The 15,611-nt window shown below is 72.9% G+C and carries 13 protein-coding genes and 1 pseudogene; 7 read left to right on the top strand and 7 right to left on the bottom strand.

Annotated features, from left to right (window positions below; translation table 11 throughout):
* The first annotated feature begins 8 nt into the window (after positions 1-8).
* Positions 9-2,573: a hypothetical protein gene (locus ABZU32_RS22150; RefSeq protein WP_354924669.1), complete on the top strand. Its 2,565-nt coding sequence runs from the start codon at positions 9-11 to the stop codon at positions 2,571-2,573.
* Between the two features lie 556 nt (positions 2,574-3,129).
* Here the strand turns inward: ABZU32_RS22150 and mptB are convergent.
* From mptB to ABZU32_RS22135, 3 genes and pseudogenes are all read right to left on the bottom strand, one after another.
* A pseudogene (mptB, locus tag ABZU32_RS22145) lies at positions 3,130-4,035 on the bottom strand (polyprenol phosphomannose-dependent alpha 1,6 mannosyltransferase MptB); the annotation flags it as partial.
* A gap of 545 nt (positions 4,036-4,580) precedes the next feature.
* Positions 4,581-5,324 (bottom strand): glycosyltransferase, encoded by a 744-nt coding sequence (locus ABZU32_RS22140; protein WP_354924667.1) that lies wholly within the window; start codon positions 5,322-5,324, stop codon positions 4,581-4,583.
* A gap of 1,110 nt (positions 5,325-6,434) precedes the next feature.
* A complete protein-coding gene (locus ABZU32_RS22135; RefSeq protein ID WP_354844049.1) occupies positions 6,435-6,785 on the bottom strand; it encodes an STAS domain-containing protein in 351 nt (116 codons plus the stop codon).
* Positions 6,786-7,054: 269 nt separating this feature from the next.
* Between ABZU32_RS22135 and ABZU32_RS22130 the strand changes: the two genes are divergently transcribed.
* Positions 7,055-7,513, top strand: coding sequence for a hypothetical protein (locus ABZU32_RS22130; protein WP_354924665.1), 459 nt, complete (start codon positions 7,055-7,057; stop codon positions 7,511-7,513).
* 136 nt (positions 7,514-7,649) lie between these two features.
* On the opposite strand, the gene ABZU32_RS22125 is transcribed toward ABZU32_RS22130, so the two are convergent.
* Complete coding sequence (locus tag ABZU32_RS22125) at positions 7,650-8,777, bottom strand: HAMP domain-containing sensor histidine kinase (RefSeq protein WP_354924664.1); 1,128 nt, start codon at positions 8,775-8,777, stop codon at positions 7,650-7,652.
* 46 nt (positions 8,778-8,823) lie between these two features.
* Positions 8,824-9,552, bottom strand: coding sequence for a response regulator transcription factor (locus ABZU32_RS22120; RefSeq protein WP_354924784.1), 729 nt, complete (start codon positions 9,550-9,552; stop codon positions 8,824-8,826).
* 281 nt (positions 9,553-9,833) lie between these two features.
* Between ABZU32_RS22120 and ABZU32_RS22115 the strand changes: the two genes are divergently transcribed.
* From ABZU32_RS22115 to ABZU32_RS22100, 4 genes are all read left to right on the top strand, one after another.
* Positions 9,834-10,001, top strand: a complete 168-nt coding sequence (locus tag ABZU32_RS22115) for a hypothetical protein (RefSeq protein WP_354844038.1) — start codon at positions 9,834-9,836, stop codon at positions 9,999-10,001.
* A gap of 1 nt (position 10,002) precedes the next feature.
* Positions 10,003-10,272 (top strand): DUF6412 domain-containing protein, encoded by a 270-nt coding sequence (locus tag ABZU32_RS22110; RefSeq protein ID WP_354924662.1) that lies wholly within the window; start codon positions 10,003-10,005, stop codon positions 10,270-10,272.
* Between the two features lie 113 nt (positions 10,273-10,385).
* Positions 10,386-11,054, top strand: a complete 669-nt coding sequence (gene yidC, locus ABZU32_RS22105) for a membrane protein insertase YidC (protein ID WP_354924660.1) — start codon at positions 10,386-10,388, stop codon at positions 11,052-11,054.
* A 124-nt stretch (positions 11,055-11,178) separates the two neighbouring features.
* Complete coding sequence (locus tag ABZU32_RS22100) at positions 11,179-12,378, top strand: arginine deiminase (RefSeq protein ID WP_354844029.1); 1,200 nt, start codon at positions 11,179-11,181, stop codon at positions 12,376-12,378.
* Here the strand turns inward: ABZU32_RS22100 and ABZU32_RS22095 are convergent.
* Together ABZU32_RS22095 and ABZU32_RS22090 are read right to left on the bottom strand one after the other, a co-directional pair.
* Positions 12,361-12,795 carry an ATP-binding protein gene (locus ABZU32_RS22095; RefSeq protein WP_354844026.1) on the bottom strand — a complete coding sequence of 145 codons (435 nt, stop codon included), beginning with the start codon at positions 12,793-12,795 and terminating at the stop codon, positions 12,361-12,363. The genes ABZU32_RS22100 and ABZU32_RS22095 overlap by 18 nt on opposite strands.
* Positions 12,796-12,947: 152 nt before the next feature.
* A complete protein-coding gene (locus tag ABZU32_RS22090; RefSeq protein ID WP_354924659.1) occupies positions 12,948-14,834 on the bottom strand; it encodes a PAS domain S-box protein in 1,887 nt (628 codons plus the stop codon).
* Between the two features lie 161 nt (positions 14,835-14,995).
* Between ABZU32_RS22090 and ABZU32_RS22085 the strand changes: the two genes are divergently transcribed.
* Positions 14,996-15,559 (top strand): methylated-DNA--[protein]-cysteine S-methyltransferase, encoded by a 564-nt coding sequence (locus ABZU32_RS22085; RefSeq protein ID WP_354924657.1) that lies wholly within the window; start codon positions 14,996-14,998, stop codon positions 15,557-15,559.
* Positions 15,560-15,611: the final 52 nt, after the last annotated feature.

The following is a 15,611-nucleotide window of genomic DNA, read 5'->3' as shown; positions in this document are numbered from 1 at the left end:
GGGCGCAAATGGCGGACGCGCCGGCCGCCGGGGCCGGGGTGAGTCCTCGGGCGCCGGGTCACACCCGTACCGGCGGGGCGGCCACCGGGCGGGTCGTGCTCGTCGGGGTCCCCGGGTTGCAATGGGCGGACATCAGCCAGAGTGGAACGCCCAACCTGTGGAAGCTCGTCGCGAACGGCGCTTCGGCGTCGATGTCCACCCGCGCCTACCCCCGGCCCGACCACGCCAGCACGTGCCCGGTCGCCGGATGGCTGACGGTGTCGGCGGGCAGGCGAGCCGGCTCGGCGGCGAGCGAGTGTGCGCCGCTCCCGGTTCCCCAGGTGAGCCCGGACGGCTCGGCGAGCGTGCCCGGCTGGCCGGCGCTGGCGTCGTTCAATGCCGCCACGTCCTACCGCGCGACGATCGGGTCCTTGGGCCAGGCCGTGCGCGACGCCGGCGGCACGGTCGCCGCCGTCGGTCCGGGAGCCGCGCTCGCCGCAGCCGACAAGACCGGAAACGTCCAGCGCTATGCCGATAATGCGGGATCGCTCGGTGACCTGAGCCGATACAACCTGGTCGTCGTCGAAGCGGACGACCTGGCGCGCGCTTGGATCACCCGGCCGCCGGCCGCCGCGAACGCCCCCACTACTGACCTGGACGCCGACGCTCGCGCCCGAGCGGCCGCCGCGGCCGACGGCGCGATCGGCCGTCTGCTCCCCCTGGTGCCCCCCGGTGCCACCATCCTGGTCGCGGGCCTGTCCGACACCTCCACCAGCGCCCACCTCCACGTGGCGATCGCTCAGGGTCCGTCCCCGCAGGCGGATCCGTACCGCCACGGCCACCTCACCGCCACCTCGACCCGCCAGGACGCATTGGTCGCGGTCACCGACGTCACCACCACCGTGCTGCGCCTGCTCGGCGCCCCGGTCCCCGCCGAGGCCGTGGGGCGCCCCTGGACCTCGGGTGGCTCGGCCCCGGACGACGTCTCGCGCACCGTCACCGAGTTGGCCGACGCCGACCTCGCCAGCCGGGTGCTGGTGCAGGTGCGGGCGCCGTTCTTCGCCGTCTTCGTCTCCGTCCAGCTCCTGTTCTACGGGCTGACCGCCCTGGCCATGCGCCGCCGCTGGCCCGGCTCAGGCATGCCGGCCACCACCACACTCCCTTCCACAAGCACGGGGCCAGGCACTGAACCGGACGCCGGACCAGGCGCGGGGCTCGACACTGGACCGGGCACGGGATCAGGCGCGGGGCCGGACACCGGGCCAGACGCGGCACTAGACCTTGAACCAGGCACTGGACCGGGCGCGAGGCTGGACACCCGGCCAGACGCGGGTCTAGGCACTGAAGCAGGCGCGGGGCCAGACGCCGGACCGGGCACTGGGCTAGGCACTACACCGGGTACCGGACCGGGCGCTGGGCGGGATGGGAAAGCGGGGGGCGCTCCGGACGCGCGTGGGGTTCCCGTAGGGGCGCGTGCCGGCGCCGGTGTCGGCGCGCGTCGCGTGCTGCGCGGCTGGGCTTCGTGGGTACCGGTCGCCACACAGGTCATGGCCGTGCTGAGCGGGGCCGTGGCCGTGTCCACCTTCCTCGCGCAACTCGTGCCCTGGTGGAGCCTGAGCCGTCCGATGACCGCGCTCATCGTGACGATCATGGTGTTCACCGGCCTGCTGGCCGGCCTGGCGTTCGCCGGGCCCTGGCGGGCTCACCCGCTCGGGCCGCTCACGATCGTGGCGGCGGTGACCTCGCTCGCCTTGCTGGCCGACGTGGTGACCGGCTCGCGGCTCCAGGTCAACGCGGTCACCGGGTACGAGCCGGTGACCGGCGGCCGGTTCTACGGTTTCAGCAACATCGCCTTCGCCGTGTACGCGACCGGCACCCTCCTCGCGCTCGCCGGGGTGGCGCAGGTGCTGGCCGAACGGGGCCGGCGCGTGCTCGGCCTGTCGGTCTGCCTCGGGTACGGGTTACTGGCGATCTTCGCCGACGGGTGGCCGGGGTGGGGCGCCGACTTCGGCGGCGTCCCGGCGTTCGTGCTGGGGTTCGCGGTGTTCATGCTGCTGTTGTCCGGGCGGCGGGTCACGGTGGTCAGGCTGGCGGCCGTCGCCGTCGCCGGTGCCGTGCTGATCGGCCTCATCGCGGTGGCCGACTGGCTGCGGCCGAGCGACCAGCGCACCCACCTGGGCGCGTTCGTGCAGCAGGTGGCCGACGGCGAGGCGCTGCCGGTCGTCGGCCGCAAGATCGGCGCGATGCTCGGCACGCTGGGCAACTGGCAGCTCACCGTGCTGTCGCTGGCCGCCCTGGCGTTCCTGTTCCTCGTCCTGGCCAGGCCGTCGCGGTGGGGGGCCCCGGCGCTCGGGCTGGCCTACGCGCAGGCGCCGGCGCTGCGGGCGGGGCTGTTCGGCGTGCTCACCACGGCGCTGGCCGGGTTCCTGGTCAACGACTCGGGCATCGCCATTCCGGCCATGGCGCTCACGGTGGCGGTGCCGCTGACCCTCGCCGCGTCGATCCGCGCGCTCCAGAGGTCAGTGCCCACCACGCCAGAGCGACCGTCAGCGCCAGCAGGATCCACGGCACCACCTGGGACCGCAGCACCGTGACGAGCAGGTTGTGCAGGTCCTGCGGCTGATACTCCTGGCGGGCCGGCAGGTAGGCCGCCGAGAGCACGACCAGCCGCGCCACCAGGAAACCGTCCAAGAAGGTCGCCGGGACGGCCGCCAACAGCGCGAACCCGAGCCCGTCGTACCAAGGCAGGGCATAGGGCGTCGCGAACAGCCAGGCGGCCACAACGACGACCGCGACCCCGGCTTCTTCCCGCCAAACCGCCCGTGTCTCTTCCCTCCAGGCGCCCCGCGCTCCCCCACCGCCTCCGGCATCCCCCACCCGCGAGAGCGACCCGTCCTCGTGATCAACGCCCGCCACCCGCCGGAGCGACCCACCATCGGCTTCGGCACCGGTCCCCCGCGAGAGCGACCCCTCCTCGTCCCCACCGCCGGCCACCCGCCGGAGCGGCTCATCGCCGTCCCCGGCCTCCATCACCCGCCGGAGCGGCCCGCCGTCGTCCTCGCGGCCTGCCGTCTGCTGGGGCAGGTCCCGGGCGCTTGCCGTACGCGGGAGCAGGCCCGTGGTCAGGCCGTACGGCTCCCGCAGGGCCCGTGACAGCGTGAGGGCGAGGAAGACCAGGAGCGCCACGGACCCCGCCTGGATCCAGACCCGGTACCCCCCCGATCCGAAGGTCGCCTGTAGTCCGCCCAGGACCACGTGCCACGGAGAGGCCAGCGAGATCGACTTGGTGGCGTGCAGGACGGGGTCGAGGGCGTGCGGCCCGGCCAGGGCGTACGCCACCAGGACGGTCGCCGTCGCCGTACCGGCCACGACCGCGAGCGACCTCGGACGCGACCGCAGCGCCCACGCCGGCCCGAGCGCGACCAGGCCGGCGTTGGCCTTGACCGCGATGCCCAGGCCGAGCAGCGGCCCCGACGCCCAGCGGCGCCCGCTCGCGCCGGCGGCCAGAGCCGCCACGACCAGGGCGATGGCGAGGGTGTCGACGTGCATTCCGGCGACCAGTTGGTAGATGACGAGCGGGTTGGCGGCCCAGAGCAGCGCGGCGCGCGCCTGCCGGGCTCGGTCTCCGCGCACCGTGCGGTGCAGCAGCCACGCAGTCACGACGAAGGCGGCGGCGTTGACGGCGGAGAGCGCGAACACCGTCAGCCGCACCGAGCCGCCGCCGGCCAGCGCTGCCAGCGCCTGCACGGCCGTGGCCACCGGCCCGTAGACGCTCGGCTCCTCCTGCCACGGACGCTCGACCGCGGCGGCCAGCGGGTCGCCGGGCAAGGTGTCCGCGCCCATGGCGTACGGGTCGTGCCCAAGGACGGCCATCCGGCCGTAGGCCGCGTAGTTGAGGTGGTCGGCCGAGCCGGAGGGCGGCAGGAAGGCCAGCACCACGGCGGCCAGGCAGCCGCCGAGCAGCAGCAGACGCGGATCGGGCGCCCACCCGCGCCGCAGGGCGAGCAGCCCGGCCGCCAGGCCGGCGGCGCCCAGCAGCACGGCCAGCGCCTCCATGGCGATGACCAGGTGGTCGCCCGGCCTCAGGGAGAGCGAGTACGGCGGCTGCCACCCCGGCCCGGGAAGCGGCGGCACGGCGGCCGAAGGCCCGAGCGCGCCGATGGCGACGGTGACCAGGACGCTGAGCGCGACGCCCGCGACGGCGACGACCGCCAGGACGCCGGGCGCGGCGCGCGTGGCACTGACGCCCGCCCACCCTTCACGGCCCACCGGCCCGACCCGAGTCACCGCACGATTCCAGCACATCCGCGGCCCCACCCGAGCCACCCCTCACCGACCCCCCGGACACGCCGGGACATCGGTAACGCGGCGACACTGCTCACGCCGAGACAGTGGCCTCGGAACCGACACCGGCCACGACACCGGCCACGGCACCGGCACGGAAGCGGCACCGGCCACGCCGGGGCACTGATCACGCCGGTCGCGGGCGGTGTTGGTCATGCGGGTGTGGTGGAGATCAGCGGCGGGGGCCACGTACAGCGCTTGCGATGTCGGCGACGACTCGCTCGCGAGCGGTGTTGGGCATGCCGGTGTAGTGAAGATCAGCGGCGGGGGCCACGTACAGCGCTTGCGATGTCGGCGACGACTCGCTCGCGGGCGGCGATGGCCAGCGCGACGTCCCGGAACTGGCGAGCCCGGTGGATCTGGGCGCGCCAGTCGGTGCCGGTCGCCCGGTGGGACATCTCGACCTCGACCTCCATGACGCGGAAACCCTTGCGCACCAGGTCGATCGTCATGCCGGTCTCGACCCCGAACCCGTGCGCGAGCGGGCGGGCCGCCTCGAAGGCCGCCCGGGTGAGGCACCGCTGCCCGTTGAGCGGCTGGCCGGCCTCCCAGCCGGAGGCACGCCTGATGCCCTCGCGGGCGAGACGCACGACGAAGCCGTGCCCGCCCAGCTTGACCCGGGTGGCGAACCTGGCGATGGTCATGTCGGCGGAGCCGGCCCGCACCGGCTCGACCAGCGGCGCGGCGCTGCCGGCGGTCTCGGCGAGGTCGGCGTCCAGGAACAGCAGGTGACGAGCCCCCTGCTCGTCGAGGAGACGCACCGCCTCGGCGCCGCTCTCCATCGCCGCGGCCTTGCCGCGGTTGCGGCTGTGGCGCACGACGCGCGCCCCCGCCGCCTTGGCCACCCGGCCCGTGGTGTCGGCCGAGCCGTCGTCGACCACCACGACGAGGTCGACGCCCGGGATGGCCAGCGCCGCGGTCACGGTGGCGCCGATGCGATCGGCCTCGTCCTTGGCCGGGATGATCACCGCGGTGTCGGGCTGTGCGGATGGGTCGCTCATCGCTCCTCGTCCGGTCGGCTGCCATGTGACGGTCGACCGACGCTAGCACCGATCAGCACCGGCGCGAGGCCCCGTCACGCCCCTTGTGCACGACCATGCCCGTACCACCAAGGCCCCGTCACGCCCCCCGTGTGGGGCCGCCCGTACCACCAAGGTCGCCTCACGCCCCTTGTGCAGTGCCATGCCGTACAACCAAGGCCGCGTTACGCCCTTGCGCACGGGCCATGCCCGTACCACCGAGGCCGCGTCACGCCTCTTGTGTAGTGCCATGCCCGTATCACCGAGGCCCCAGCCGACCCCGTGCGCGGCCATGCCGTGACCCGGTGCGAGCCCCTGCCGGGGCTTCCCTGCCAGACCTCGCCAGGCCCTTGCTGGGACGATCCACGCCAGACCTTGCCAGGCCCTCCATGCGCAACGCCGCCGAGGCCTTGCCGCCGCTTCGTACGGGACTCGCTGACCGTGCCGAGCCTCGTGCGAGACCCTGCCGAGGATTCCAGGCGAGACCGACCCTGCCGAGACCCTGCCCGGACCTCCATGCGAAACCTCGCCGAGGCCCTACCGCGGTCCCGTGCCAGACCTTGCAGGACCTGCCGAGCCCTCGTGCGAGTCCCTGCTGGCCCTGCCGAGCCCCCGTCCGAGACCCTTCGGGGGACTCCCGCCGGGACCATGCCGAAGGCTCCCGCCGAGTCCCTTGCCGGGATTCCAGGTGCGAACCCTGCCGAGATCCCGCTGGGGCCTTCATGCGAGCCCCCCGGACCGCCGTGGCCCTGTGCGAGGTCCTTTTGGACCTCGCCGAGCCCGTGCGGGACCTCCTGCGGGACCCGCATGCGACTCCCGGCGAGACCCTGATGAGGACCCCCGCCGAGAGCCCTGCCGGGACTCTCGCAAGCACCCTGCAGGGACTCCCGTCGGGGGCTCTGCCGGGGCTTTCGCCGAGACCTCGTTGAGACCGGGTCGAGACCTGGGGCGAGGCTCGCCGGGGTCCCCGTGCAGGGGGCCGCGGTGGGAGGCTCGGCCAGGGCCCTGTGCTGAGGGCACGGCTGCGCTGCGCGCGCGGTCACGTCCCGCCGGCCGGGCCGGGGGCCAGGACGGCGGGAGGTGGCCGCGCGGTCAGCCGGGATGTTCGGCGGTGAGCAACTCGGCCGGGATGGTGTCGTGCACGGTGAACACCGAATCCAGCCCCGTCACCTGGAGGATCTTGCGGACGGCGGGACGCGGCGAGGCCACCTCCAGCACGCCGCCGCGTTCTCGCATCCTCTTGAGCGCGGACAGCAGGACGTTCATGCCGGTGGAGTCGCAGAACTCCACGCCGGACATGTCTATGACGACCCTGTCGGGCCCGGTCTCCAGCAGGCGGGCGAACTCCGCCTGGAGACGAGGCGCCGTATATAGGTCGATTTCGCCGGCGACCGTCAAGATGGCGTGTCCGGCATGTGATCGAGTCGAGACCTTGAGCTCCACAGCGGGCACACTAGCGCCGTACCGCCCCCGGGTCACGCTCTACCGCTATAACCGAAGAGTCGTCCGCCCTTTGTTCCCCGTTTCGGCCTCATGGAAACGCTCCGTGCGCGAAGCTTGACGCTATGCGACACCGGCTCGGCCGGAAGGGGGGGAGGCCCGGAACCTCCGCGTCCGGTCGTCACTTCGAGAGGGAGGGACGGGCGTGGAGCGTGACGAGCCCGACATCGCCGATGAACAGTGACATACCCGAAGATCCTGGACGACAATGCATGCGCGAGCGGCTGGAGAGCATTCTCGCCCGCACCGAGAAGGCGCGCGCCTGGGGAGCCGCCGCCCTCCCGCTGCAGTCATTGCTCAACCGGGAAGGCTACGTCCCGATCAAGACGCGGCTCACGGTCGACGACCTCGACCTGCTCATGGCCGCGCGCGAGGAACTGCTGTGCTTCGCCGAGCTGGGCCTGCGCCTGCTCGACCTGCACCAGCCCCGTGACGCCGGCGGCATCACCAGCGACGCCGCGCATCCGATCCTGCGCTGCCGCAGCTGCATGTGGCGCTGGCCGTGCCCGACGTTCCGCGCCATGTCCGAGGCGCTGGAGTCCCTGCCGCCCGCCATCCCGCGGGAGGAGGCCGTCCTGGCCGGCGTCCCCCTCGGCGGCTTCTCCGAGGTGGACGCCCCCGGCCCGCTGGAGGCGGTCGCGCCCGGCCGCCCGGTGGCCGCGCACCTGTGAAGGCCCGGCGTACCCGTCCGATGGCCGCGCACCTGTGACCCGCGAGCGCGCCCGTCCGGTGGCCGCGCATCTGTGAACGGCCCGCGCGCCCGTCCGGTGGCCGCGCACCTGTGAAGGGCCCGGCGCGCCCGTCCGGTCAGGCGGTCGACTCAGAGATGGGCAGGCTGATCTCGAAGCGGCAGCCCGGGCCGTCGTTGACGACCGCGATGGCGCCTTCGTGGGCCTCCACGATGCCGCGGGCGATGGCGAGCCCGAGGCCGGCGCCTCCGTCCTTGCCCGGGGTGCGCGCGGTCTCGCCGCGGAAGGCCACGTCGAAGACGCGCGGCAGGTCGTCCTCGGGGATCCCGCCGCAGCAGTCGGCCACCGACAGCCGCACGGTGCGCTCGTCGGCCTCCGCCCGCACCACCACGGCGCCGTCCTCGGGGGTGTGCCTGATGGCGTTGACGACCAGGTTGCGCAGGGCGCGCCCGAGTTCGGCCGCGTCGGCGTAGATCGGCAGCACCGGCTCGGCTTCGCCGGTCAGCCGCACGCCCTTGGCCTTGGCCACGGCCTCCACACCCGCGAGCGCGTCGGCCACCAGGTCGCCGAGGCCGACGCGGTGCGGCGAGAGCCGCAGCGTGCCGGCGTGGATCCGCGACAGCTCGAACAGGTCGTCCACCATGTGCGACAGGCGGTCGACCTCGTGCCTGATCTGGTTGTGGTAGCGGCGCACGGTCTCGGCGTCCTCCACGACGCCGTCCTCCAGCGCCTCGACCATGGCGCGCATGCCGGCGAGCGGCGTGCGCAGGTCGTGGCTGATCCAGGCCACCAGCTCGCGCCGCGCCCCTTCCAGGGCCCTCTCCCGTTCGCGTCCCTCGCGCAGCCGCTCGTACGCCTGCGCCAGCGCCTCGGCGATGGTGGTGAGCTCGGCCGGGAGCGGACCGGCGGGCGGGACGAAGTCGCTGGAGGGGCTGACGTCCTCCACGGCCGCGACCAGGCTCCTGCTGGCGGCGACGACCTGCCGGGCCACCGCCAGCGCGACGCCGAGGCCGACGAGCCCGGCGACGGCGACGACGGTGAGCACGACATTCTTGGGGTGGCCGTCGATGATCATCTCGATGGTGATGGCGACCACGCCCGCGAGCGTGGCGGCGACGGTCACGACCGCGACGACGGCCAGCATGACGCCGATCGACCGGCCGCGCAGCAGCCGGAGCACCGCGAGGCCCAGCCCGGCGATCACCAGTCCGAGGCCGCCGGTGACGGCGACGATCTGCAGGATCATCGGAGCCCGCTTCCGCACCGGCACTTCGACTGCCGGCGTGCCCCCGTCATGCGTCCTTCTCCGTGGTGGGCGCGTCGTCCACGGGCTCGTACCGGTATCCGACCCCCCACACGGTCACGATGCGGCGGGGCGCGGCCGGGTCGGGCTCGATCTTCTCGCGCAGGCGGCGGACGTGGACGGTGACCGTCGAGGTGTCGCCGAACGACCAGCCCCACACCTGGTCGAGCAGGGCGGCGCGGCTGAACGCCTGGCGCGGGTTGCGCATGAGGTGGGCGAGCAGGTCGAACTCGCGGGCCGTGAGGGTGATCTCGCGTTCTCCGAGGCGCACCTCGTGGGCGCCCACGTCGACCAGCAGGTCACCGTCGCGCAGCACGCCCGTCCCGGAGGTGACCAGGGCCCCTCGGGCGCGCCGCAGCACCGACTGGACGCGCAGTGCCAGCTCGCGCGGACTGAAGGGCTTGGTGACGTAGTCGTCGGCGCCGGTCTCCAGGCCCACGACGCGGTCGATCTCCTCGCCGAGGGCGGTCAGCATGATCACCGGGACCGGCCAGCGTTCGCGCAGCTTCTTGCAGACCTGCAGGCCGTCCATGCCGGGGAGCATGAGGTCCAGGACGAGCAGGTCGGGCGGGTCGGCGAGCGCCCTGCGCAGCGCCTCGGCCCCGTCGCCGACGCTCTCGACGGTGTGCCCGTCACGTTCCAGGTATCTGACGACGACCTCGGCCACGGTCGGGTCGTCGTCGACGACGAGGATGCGCGGCGGGGAAGCGGTACTCATCATCGGCCCCCCAGCTCGCCCAATTTGTCACATTTTATCGCCACAAAGCACCTGGAATAACAGAATCGACTACCCGGTAAAACCGACATAACAGACGACACGCGAAATGGACCGTCCCCCACGGACAATGACACCGCACAGTGAGCCCGTCCGGGAGGGCGCCACCACACCCGTCATCACTTCGTAAGAGCCGTGTGGTGCGTTGCCGTCCGGAAGGTCACGATCCGGGGAAAGATCGGTGTCGCCTCGCGGCCGGGGCCGGTGCGACGTACCTTCTGCATATGGCCCGCATTGTGCTCACCATCCTCGGAGTCCTCCTCGCGCTCTACGTAGTGTTCGGGCTCCTCATCCCCCTCATCACCGGCATCCTGAAGATCTTCCTGATCATCGCCGTGATCGGTGTCGTCGCCGTGGCGGCGGTCACGGTGGTGGGCAAGCTGACGAAGTGACATGACCGCCCTCCACGCCACCTTCGCGCTCCTCGCGCAGCTCCTGGCCGATCAGACCGGCCCGGGGACGCTGGCGACGGTCGGCCTGGTGGGCGTCACGCTGATCCTGTTCGCCTGGGCGCTGGCCCGGCCGGCCTCGCAGCCCGCCGTGGCGGTGGCCGCCGGCATGCGCCCGCGCGCGGCGCACGCGGTCTTCGTCCGGCTCAGCCACCCCGCCGCGCCCGGCCGTCCCCGGCCCAGAGCCCCTTCGCTCAGCCCCGCGCCCGTCTAGCGCGCCGGCCACCAGAGCGTGGCCGCGCGAGCGGCGTCCCGCCCGCCACCGGCGGCGCCGGACGCCTGACGGGCGCCTCGTCATGTCCGCACACCGACGAATGGGGCTCTTTCATGCTTTCACTGCTCGACACCGTCATCGACTTCGCCTACCGGCTCATCGGCGCCGTCGGCTCGTTCACCGGGCCGGTCGCGGCGATCGTCCTGTGCACCATCGCGGTGCGCCTGCTGCTCCTGCCGCTCAGCGTCCGGCAGGCGACCGCCCACAAGGCGCGGCTGCGCCTGGCGCCGCAGGTGGCCAAGCTGCGCGAGCGCTTCGCCCGCGATCCCGAGCGGCTGGTCCGCGAGACCTCCAAGCTGTACGCGGCCGAGGGGACCTCGATGTTCGCCGGGCTGCTGCCCGGCCTGGCGCAGGCGCCGTTCTTCATGGTCGTCTACCGCGTCTTCGTCTCGGCGACGATCGCCGGCCATGCCAACCTGCTGCTCGCCCAGAGCGCCCTCGGCGTGCCGCTGGGCGAGCACTTCGCCGCCGCGCTGGCGTCCGGCGGCCTGTTCAGCGCGCCCGTCCTGGTCTTCGCCGGGCTGTTCGCGCTGCTGGCGGTGGTCGCCTGGCTGACCTGGCGGCGGATGGACGACACCGTGGCTCCGCGCGCGCTGCGCCTACTGCCGTTCGGCACGATCGTCGCCGCCGCCGTCCTGCCGCTCGCGGCCGGGCTGTATCTGCTGGTCAGCACCGCGTGGACGGCCGCTGAGCGCGCGGTCCTGTACCCCCGTCCGGTCTGACCCGGCGGTCCCGGGCACCCCCTGCCGGCCCGATACGGCGACCTCGCGCCCTCATGGAGGTTTGTACGCCATTAACGTGGAATGCCGGGAACGATGACCGCACGCCGACCGGGAGGTCCGAACGATGAACGGTGCCGACAGCGAGGTCGGACGGCTGGAGACGGTGCTCCTGCACCGTCCCGGCGCCGAACTCAAGCGGCTGACCCCCCGCAACAGCGACAAGCTGCTCTTCGACGGCATCCCATGGGTCGGCAGGGCCCAGGAGGAGCACGACGCCTTCGCCCAGGCGCTGCGCGACCACGGCGTCGAGGTGCTCTACCTCACCGAGCTGCTCCAGGACACGCTGGAGTACGACGCCGGGCGTGAGGAGATCATCGGCGCGGTCCTCCAGGAGCGCCAGCTCGGCGACCGGCTCGCCGAGCTGGCGCGCCGCCACCTTTCGGAGCTGCACCCCGAGGACCTGACCCAGACTCTGATCGCGGGCCTGGCCCGCGAGGAGCTGAAGACCGGCCGGGGTCTTGTGTACGAACTGATGGACCGCCACGACTTCGTGATCGACCCGCTGCCGAATCTGCTGTTCACCAGGGACTCCAGCGTGTGGATCGGCGACCGGGTGGCCGTGACGAGCCTTGCCATGCCCGCCCGCACCCGCGAGAGCCTGCTCACCCGGTTGATCTACACCTACCACCCGAGGTTCTCCGGCACCGGCCACCTGTACGAGCCGTGGCTGGAGCACGTGGAGGGCGGGGACGTGCTGCTGATGGCGCCCGGGGTCCTCGCCGTGGGCACCGGCGAGCGCACCACTCCGGCCGGGGTGGAGCGGCTGTGCCGGCGGGTCTTCGCCGCGGGGCTGGCGCACACCGTCCTCGCGGTGCCGATCGCCCAGCAGCGGGCCACCATGCACCTGGACACCATCTGCACGATGGTGGACCTGGACACCGTGGTCATGTACCCGCCGGTCGCCTACTCGCTGCAGGCCTACACCGTGACCTCGGCGGAGGGCGGCGAGCTGCGCGTCTTCGAGCCCCGGCCGTTCCTGGAGGCGGCCGCGCAGGCCATGGGGGTCGAACGGGTGAAGGTGATCGACACCGGGCTGGACCCGGTGACCGCGGAGCGCGAGCAGTGGGACGACGGCAACAACACTCTGGCGCTGGCGCCGCGGGTGGCGGTGGCCTACGAGCGCAACGTGGAGACCAACGCCCGCCTGGAGGCCGCGGGTGTGAAGGTCATCCGAATTGCGGGCAGCGAACTCGGCAGCGGCCGGGGAGGTCCACGCTGCATGTCATGCCCTGTAAGCAGGGAGCGTCTAGCCGCACTCGCGTAGGGCCCCTATTTCGGGCGTCCGAACTTGCGAATTAAGGACAGCGACCGGGGCGTGGATGACCGCCCACACCGTGGTCACGTCTTCGTCGTGACGCACCCCCCAGCGCTCGGCGAGGAACTCGACGATGCCGAGCCCCCGGCCGCCCAGCGAGGACAGGGCCGGCCGGCCCGCGCGGGGCTCCGTGGCCGCTCCCCCGTCACTCACCGTGACCTCGAGATGGTCCTCCGCCCACTCCCAGGTGGCCATGATCTGGCCTGATGGGAGGGGGTGGGCGTGACGCAACGCATTGCTCAGCAACTCGCTCACCACCAGGACGGCGTCCTCTATGGCGGTGGCGAACACCCCGCATGCCTCGAGATCGGCGCTGAGACGCTGGCGTGCGACGGCGACGCTGGTCGGCGCATACGGCAACAGCACGACGCCCTCACTTCCCCGTTCTCCTGCATTTCCCCCTGAGGAAAACACATCCCAGTACGACCGAAATGCCCCGTTCGATGGTTCTGGAAACCGCGCGGCGATCATTGCTTGTGCAGATTCGACAATAGGCGCGGTCATCTGTGACCAGCTCGTTACCGCTTCGGTGTGTCGGATCCGATATAGGCGTCGGCGATGCTCAAAACGAATCGCATTCGGGTGCCACCGCCGGGACGCGCGTGCGCGGTCACCTCACCGCCCTGCGCACGGGCGAGGGTGCGCGCGATGTAAAGCCCGAGCCCCACGCCGCCGAAACGCCGGCGGTCGCCGCTGTCGGCCTGGACGAACCGCTCGAAGACCCGCTCGCGGTCCTCCGGCGCGATGCCGACCCCCTCGTCGTCCACGGCCAGGACGACGCGGCCGTCCTCCGGCCAGGCCAGCACCCTGATCAGGCCGCCGTCCGGCGAGTACTTGAAGGCGTTCTCCAGCAACTGGCCGAGCAGGATGTCGGTGGCCAGGGCGTCCCCGTCGACCAGCGGCAGGTCGCCCGGGATGTCCACCTCCACGTGGTGCCGGTCGGACAGCACCGGCATGCCCAGCGTCGCCGCGCGCACGCGCTCGCCCAGGTCGAAGCTCTCCAGCCGGATCTTGAACTTCTCCCCGCCCGCCCGCGCGCCGAGGAGCAGATGGTCCATGAGCCGGCCGAGGTCGCGCGCCCGCTCGGCGATGGTGCGCACGGCCGAGCGCCGCTCGACGTCCGACAGCTTGTCCCACCGCGCGTCCAGGGTGCTGGCGAAGCCCTGGACGACCGTGATCGGGGTGCGCAGCTCGTGGCTGGTGGTGGCCAGGAACAGGTCCTTGGCCTCCTCGAGCTCCTTGGCCAGCGTCACGTCGCGGAAGTCCACGACGACCTCCGCGGTCTCGCCGATCCCGGCGCTGACCACGTCCAGCCAGCGGCCGGAGGGGAGCTGCGTGGTGAGCTTCTCGCCGGGCCCGGGCAGCGGGAACGGCGGGTGGACGCCGATCACCTCCGCCGCCGTCAGGCCGGTCAGCTCCTCCGCGGCGGGGTTCCACTGGGTGACCCGCCCGCCCCCGTCGAGCACGGCGATGCCGTCCGCGCTGGCGTCGACGACGGCGCGCTCGTGCGCCCGCTGCCGCACCGCGTCCTGGTAGGCCATGGCGTTGGCGAGCGCGATGCCGGCGTGCCCGGCGAGCAGCTCCAGCAGCTCCAGCTCGATGTGGCCGGCCTTGTGCTCGGCGAACAGCGCGTACAGGGCCCCGTAGGGCCGGCCGCCGACCGCGGCGACGCCGAGCGCGATGGTGTGCAGGCCCGGCAGCTCCGACCAGATCAGCTCGTCCAGCACCGCCTGGTCGCCGGTCTCCAGCAGCACCGTCTTGCCGGTGCGCAGCAGCTTGCCGACCAGGCTGCTGTGCAGGTCGGCGGTCGCGCCCTTCACCCGCTCCGGCAGGCCGTGGGTGCTCACCAGCCGCAGCCGCTCGTCCTCGATCAGCACGAAGCCGCCCGCGTCGGCCCCGGTCAGCTCGGTGAGGCTCGCGGCGATGCGGTCCAGGACCGGCTCCAGCTCCAGCTCGGCGTTGATGTCGCCCACCACGTCGGTGAGCCGCCGCACGAGGCGCGCGCGGCGGGCGGCCCGCTCGCGGGCGACCGCGTCGTTCTCCGCCGGGTGGTAGACGCTGACGTACCCGAGCAGCGCGCCGGCCTCCGACCGCAGCGCACTGATGTCCACGCCCACGTCCAGCAGCGAGCCGTCGCAGCGCAGGCGCTTGGTGCGCAGGGAGACCGGGCCGCCGGTGCGCACCCGTTCCAGCACCGCGTTGTGCTCGGCCACCAGCTCGTCCGGCACGAGCGGCGCCCGGCGCCCGGTCATCTCGGCCGCGGACCAGCCGAACAGGCGCTCCGCCGCGGGGTTCCAGATCAGTACGGTAAGATCACGATCGAGGGTTACGACGGCATTGGGCGAGCTCGCGATGACAGCGCGGGCAAAGCCGTCATCGAGGTTCTCTCCCCTGTCGTCACTCATGACCCCCATCGTGCCCGTTTTTGCCCCCGCGCCTTGGCACTTTCGATGTGCGAATCATCGCATTCGGCGCAGCGGCCGATGACATGGGCGCCACTCCCTCCGGCACGGCCGGGAGCAGGGCTCCCTCCGATACGCTGCCGGTAGGCGAGAGGGGTACGGCCATGACGACAGGGGATCTCGAGGCCCTGGTGCGGGTGACCGCTCCCGGCTATGTGGGCGAGACCCCGCCCGAGGTGGCCTTCGGCACCACCGACACGCCGGTCGGGCCGCTCGCGCTCGCCGTCACCGCGCGCGGCGTGGTCGCGTGCAGCTACGAGAACGAGCACGTCATCTTCGCCCGCGTCTCCCGCGAGATCGGCACGTTCATCGGCCCCGACCCGCGGCGCCTGGACCCGGTGCGGCGCGAACTGGACGCCTACTTCTCCGGCAGGCTGCGCGCGTTCACCGTTCCGGTCGACCTGCGGCTGGCCACGCCCTTCGCCCGCACGGTGCTGCAGATGACGATGGCCGTGCCCTACGGCCGCGTGACGACCTACCCCGAGATCGCCGAGCGCATCGGGCGTCCGCAGGCGCTGCGCGCGATCGGCAACGCCCTGACGGCCAACCCGGTGTGCGTCATCGTCCCCTGCCACCGGGCGCTGGAGGCGCCGGGACGGCCGGGAGGTTACGCCGGCGGCCCCGCCGCCAAGGAGGCCCTGCTCCGCCTGGAGGCCGCGGCGGACTAGGCGCACTCGGTCGAGGCCGGCGACCGGCTACGACGGGGCCACCGACTACGAC

Origin of the sequence: Sphaerisporangium sp. NPDC005288 (genome assembly GCF_040607475.1) — a bacterium.
Classification (GTDB): Bacteria; Actinomycetota; Actinomycetes; order Streptosporangiales; family Streptosporangiaceae; genus Sphaerisporangium; species Sphaerisporangium rhizosphaerae.
This window is presented reverse-complemented; position numbering and strand designations above follow the sequence as displayed.

Coding starts and splice junctions, on each gene's coding strand:
- yidC (WP_354924660.1), top strand. CDS start 10,386: ATGCTTTCACTGCTCGACACCGTCATCGACTTCGCCTACCGGCTCATC.
- ABZU32_RS22150 (WP_354924669.1), top strand. CDS start 9: ATGGCGGACGCGCCGGCCGCCGGGGCCGGGGTGAGTCCTCGGGCGCCG.
- ABZU32_RS22085 (WP_354924657.1), top strand. CDS start 14,996: ATGACGACAGGGGATCTCGAGGCCCTGGTGCGGGTGACCGCTCCCGGC.
- ABZU32_RS22115 (WP_354844038.1), top strand. CDS start 9,834: ATGGCCCGCATTGTGCTCACCATCCTCGGAGTCCTCCTCGCGCTCTAC.
- ABZU32_RS22100 (WP_354844029.1), top strand. CDS start 11,179: ATGAACGGTGCCGACAGCGAGGTCGGACGGCTGGAGACGGTGCTCCTG.
- ABZU32_RS22110 (WP_354924662.1), top strand. CDS start 10,003: ATGACCGCCCTCCACGCCACCTTCGCGCTCCTCGCGCAGCTCCTGGCC.
- ABZU32_RS22120 (WP_354924784.1), bottom strand. CDS start 9,552: ATGAGTACCGCTTCCCCGCCGCGCATCCTCGTCGTCGACGACGACCCG.
- ABZU32_RS22140 (WP_354924667.1), bottom strand. CDS start 5,324: ATGAGCGACCCATCCGCACAGCCCGACACCGCGGTGATCATCCCGGCC.
- ABZU32_RS22090 (WP_354924659.1), bottom strand. CDS start 14,834: ATGAGTGACGACAGGGGAGAGAACCTCGATGACGGCTTTGCCCGCGCT.
- ABZU32_RS22130 (WP_354924665.1), top strand. CDS start 7,055: ATGCGCGAGCGGCTGGAGAGCATTCTCGCCCGCACCGAGAAGGCGCGC.
- ABZU32_RS22125 (WP_354924664.1), bottom strand. CDS start 8,777: ATGATCCTGCAGATCGTCGCCGTCACCGGCGGCCTCGGACTGGTGATC.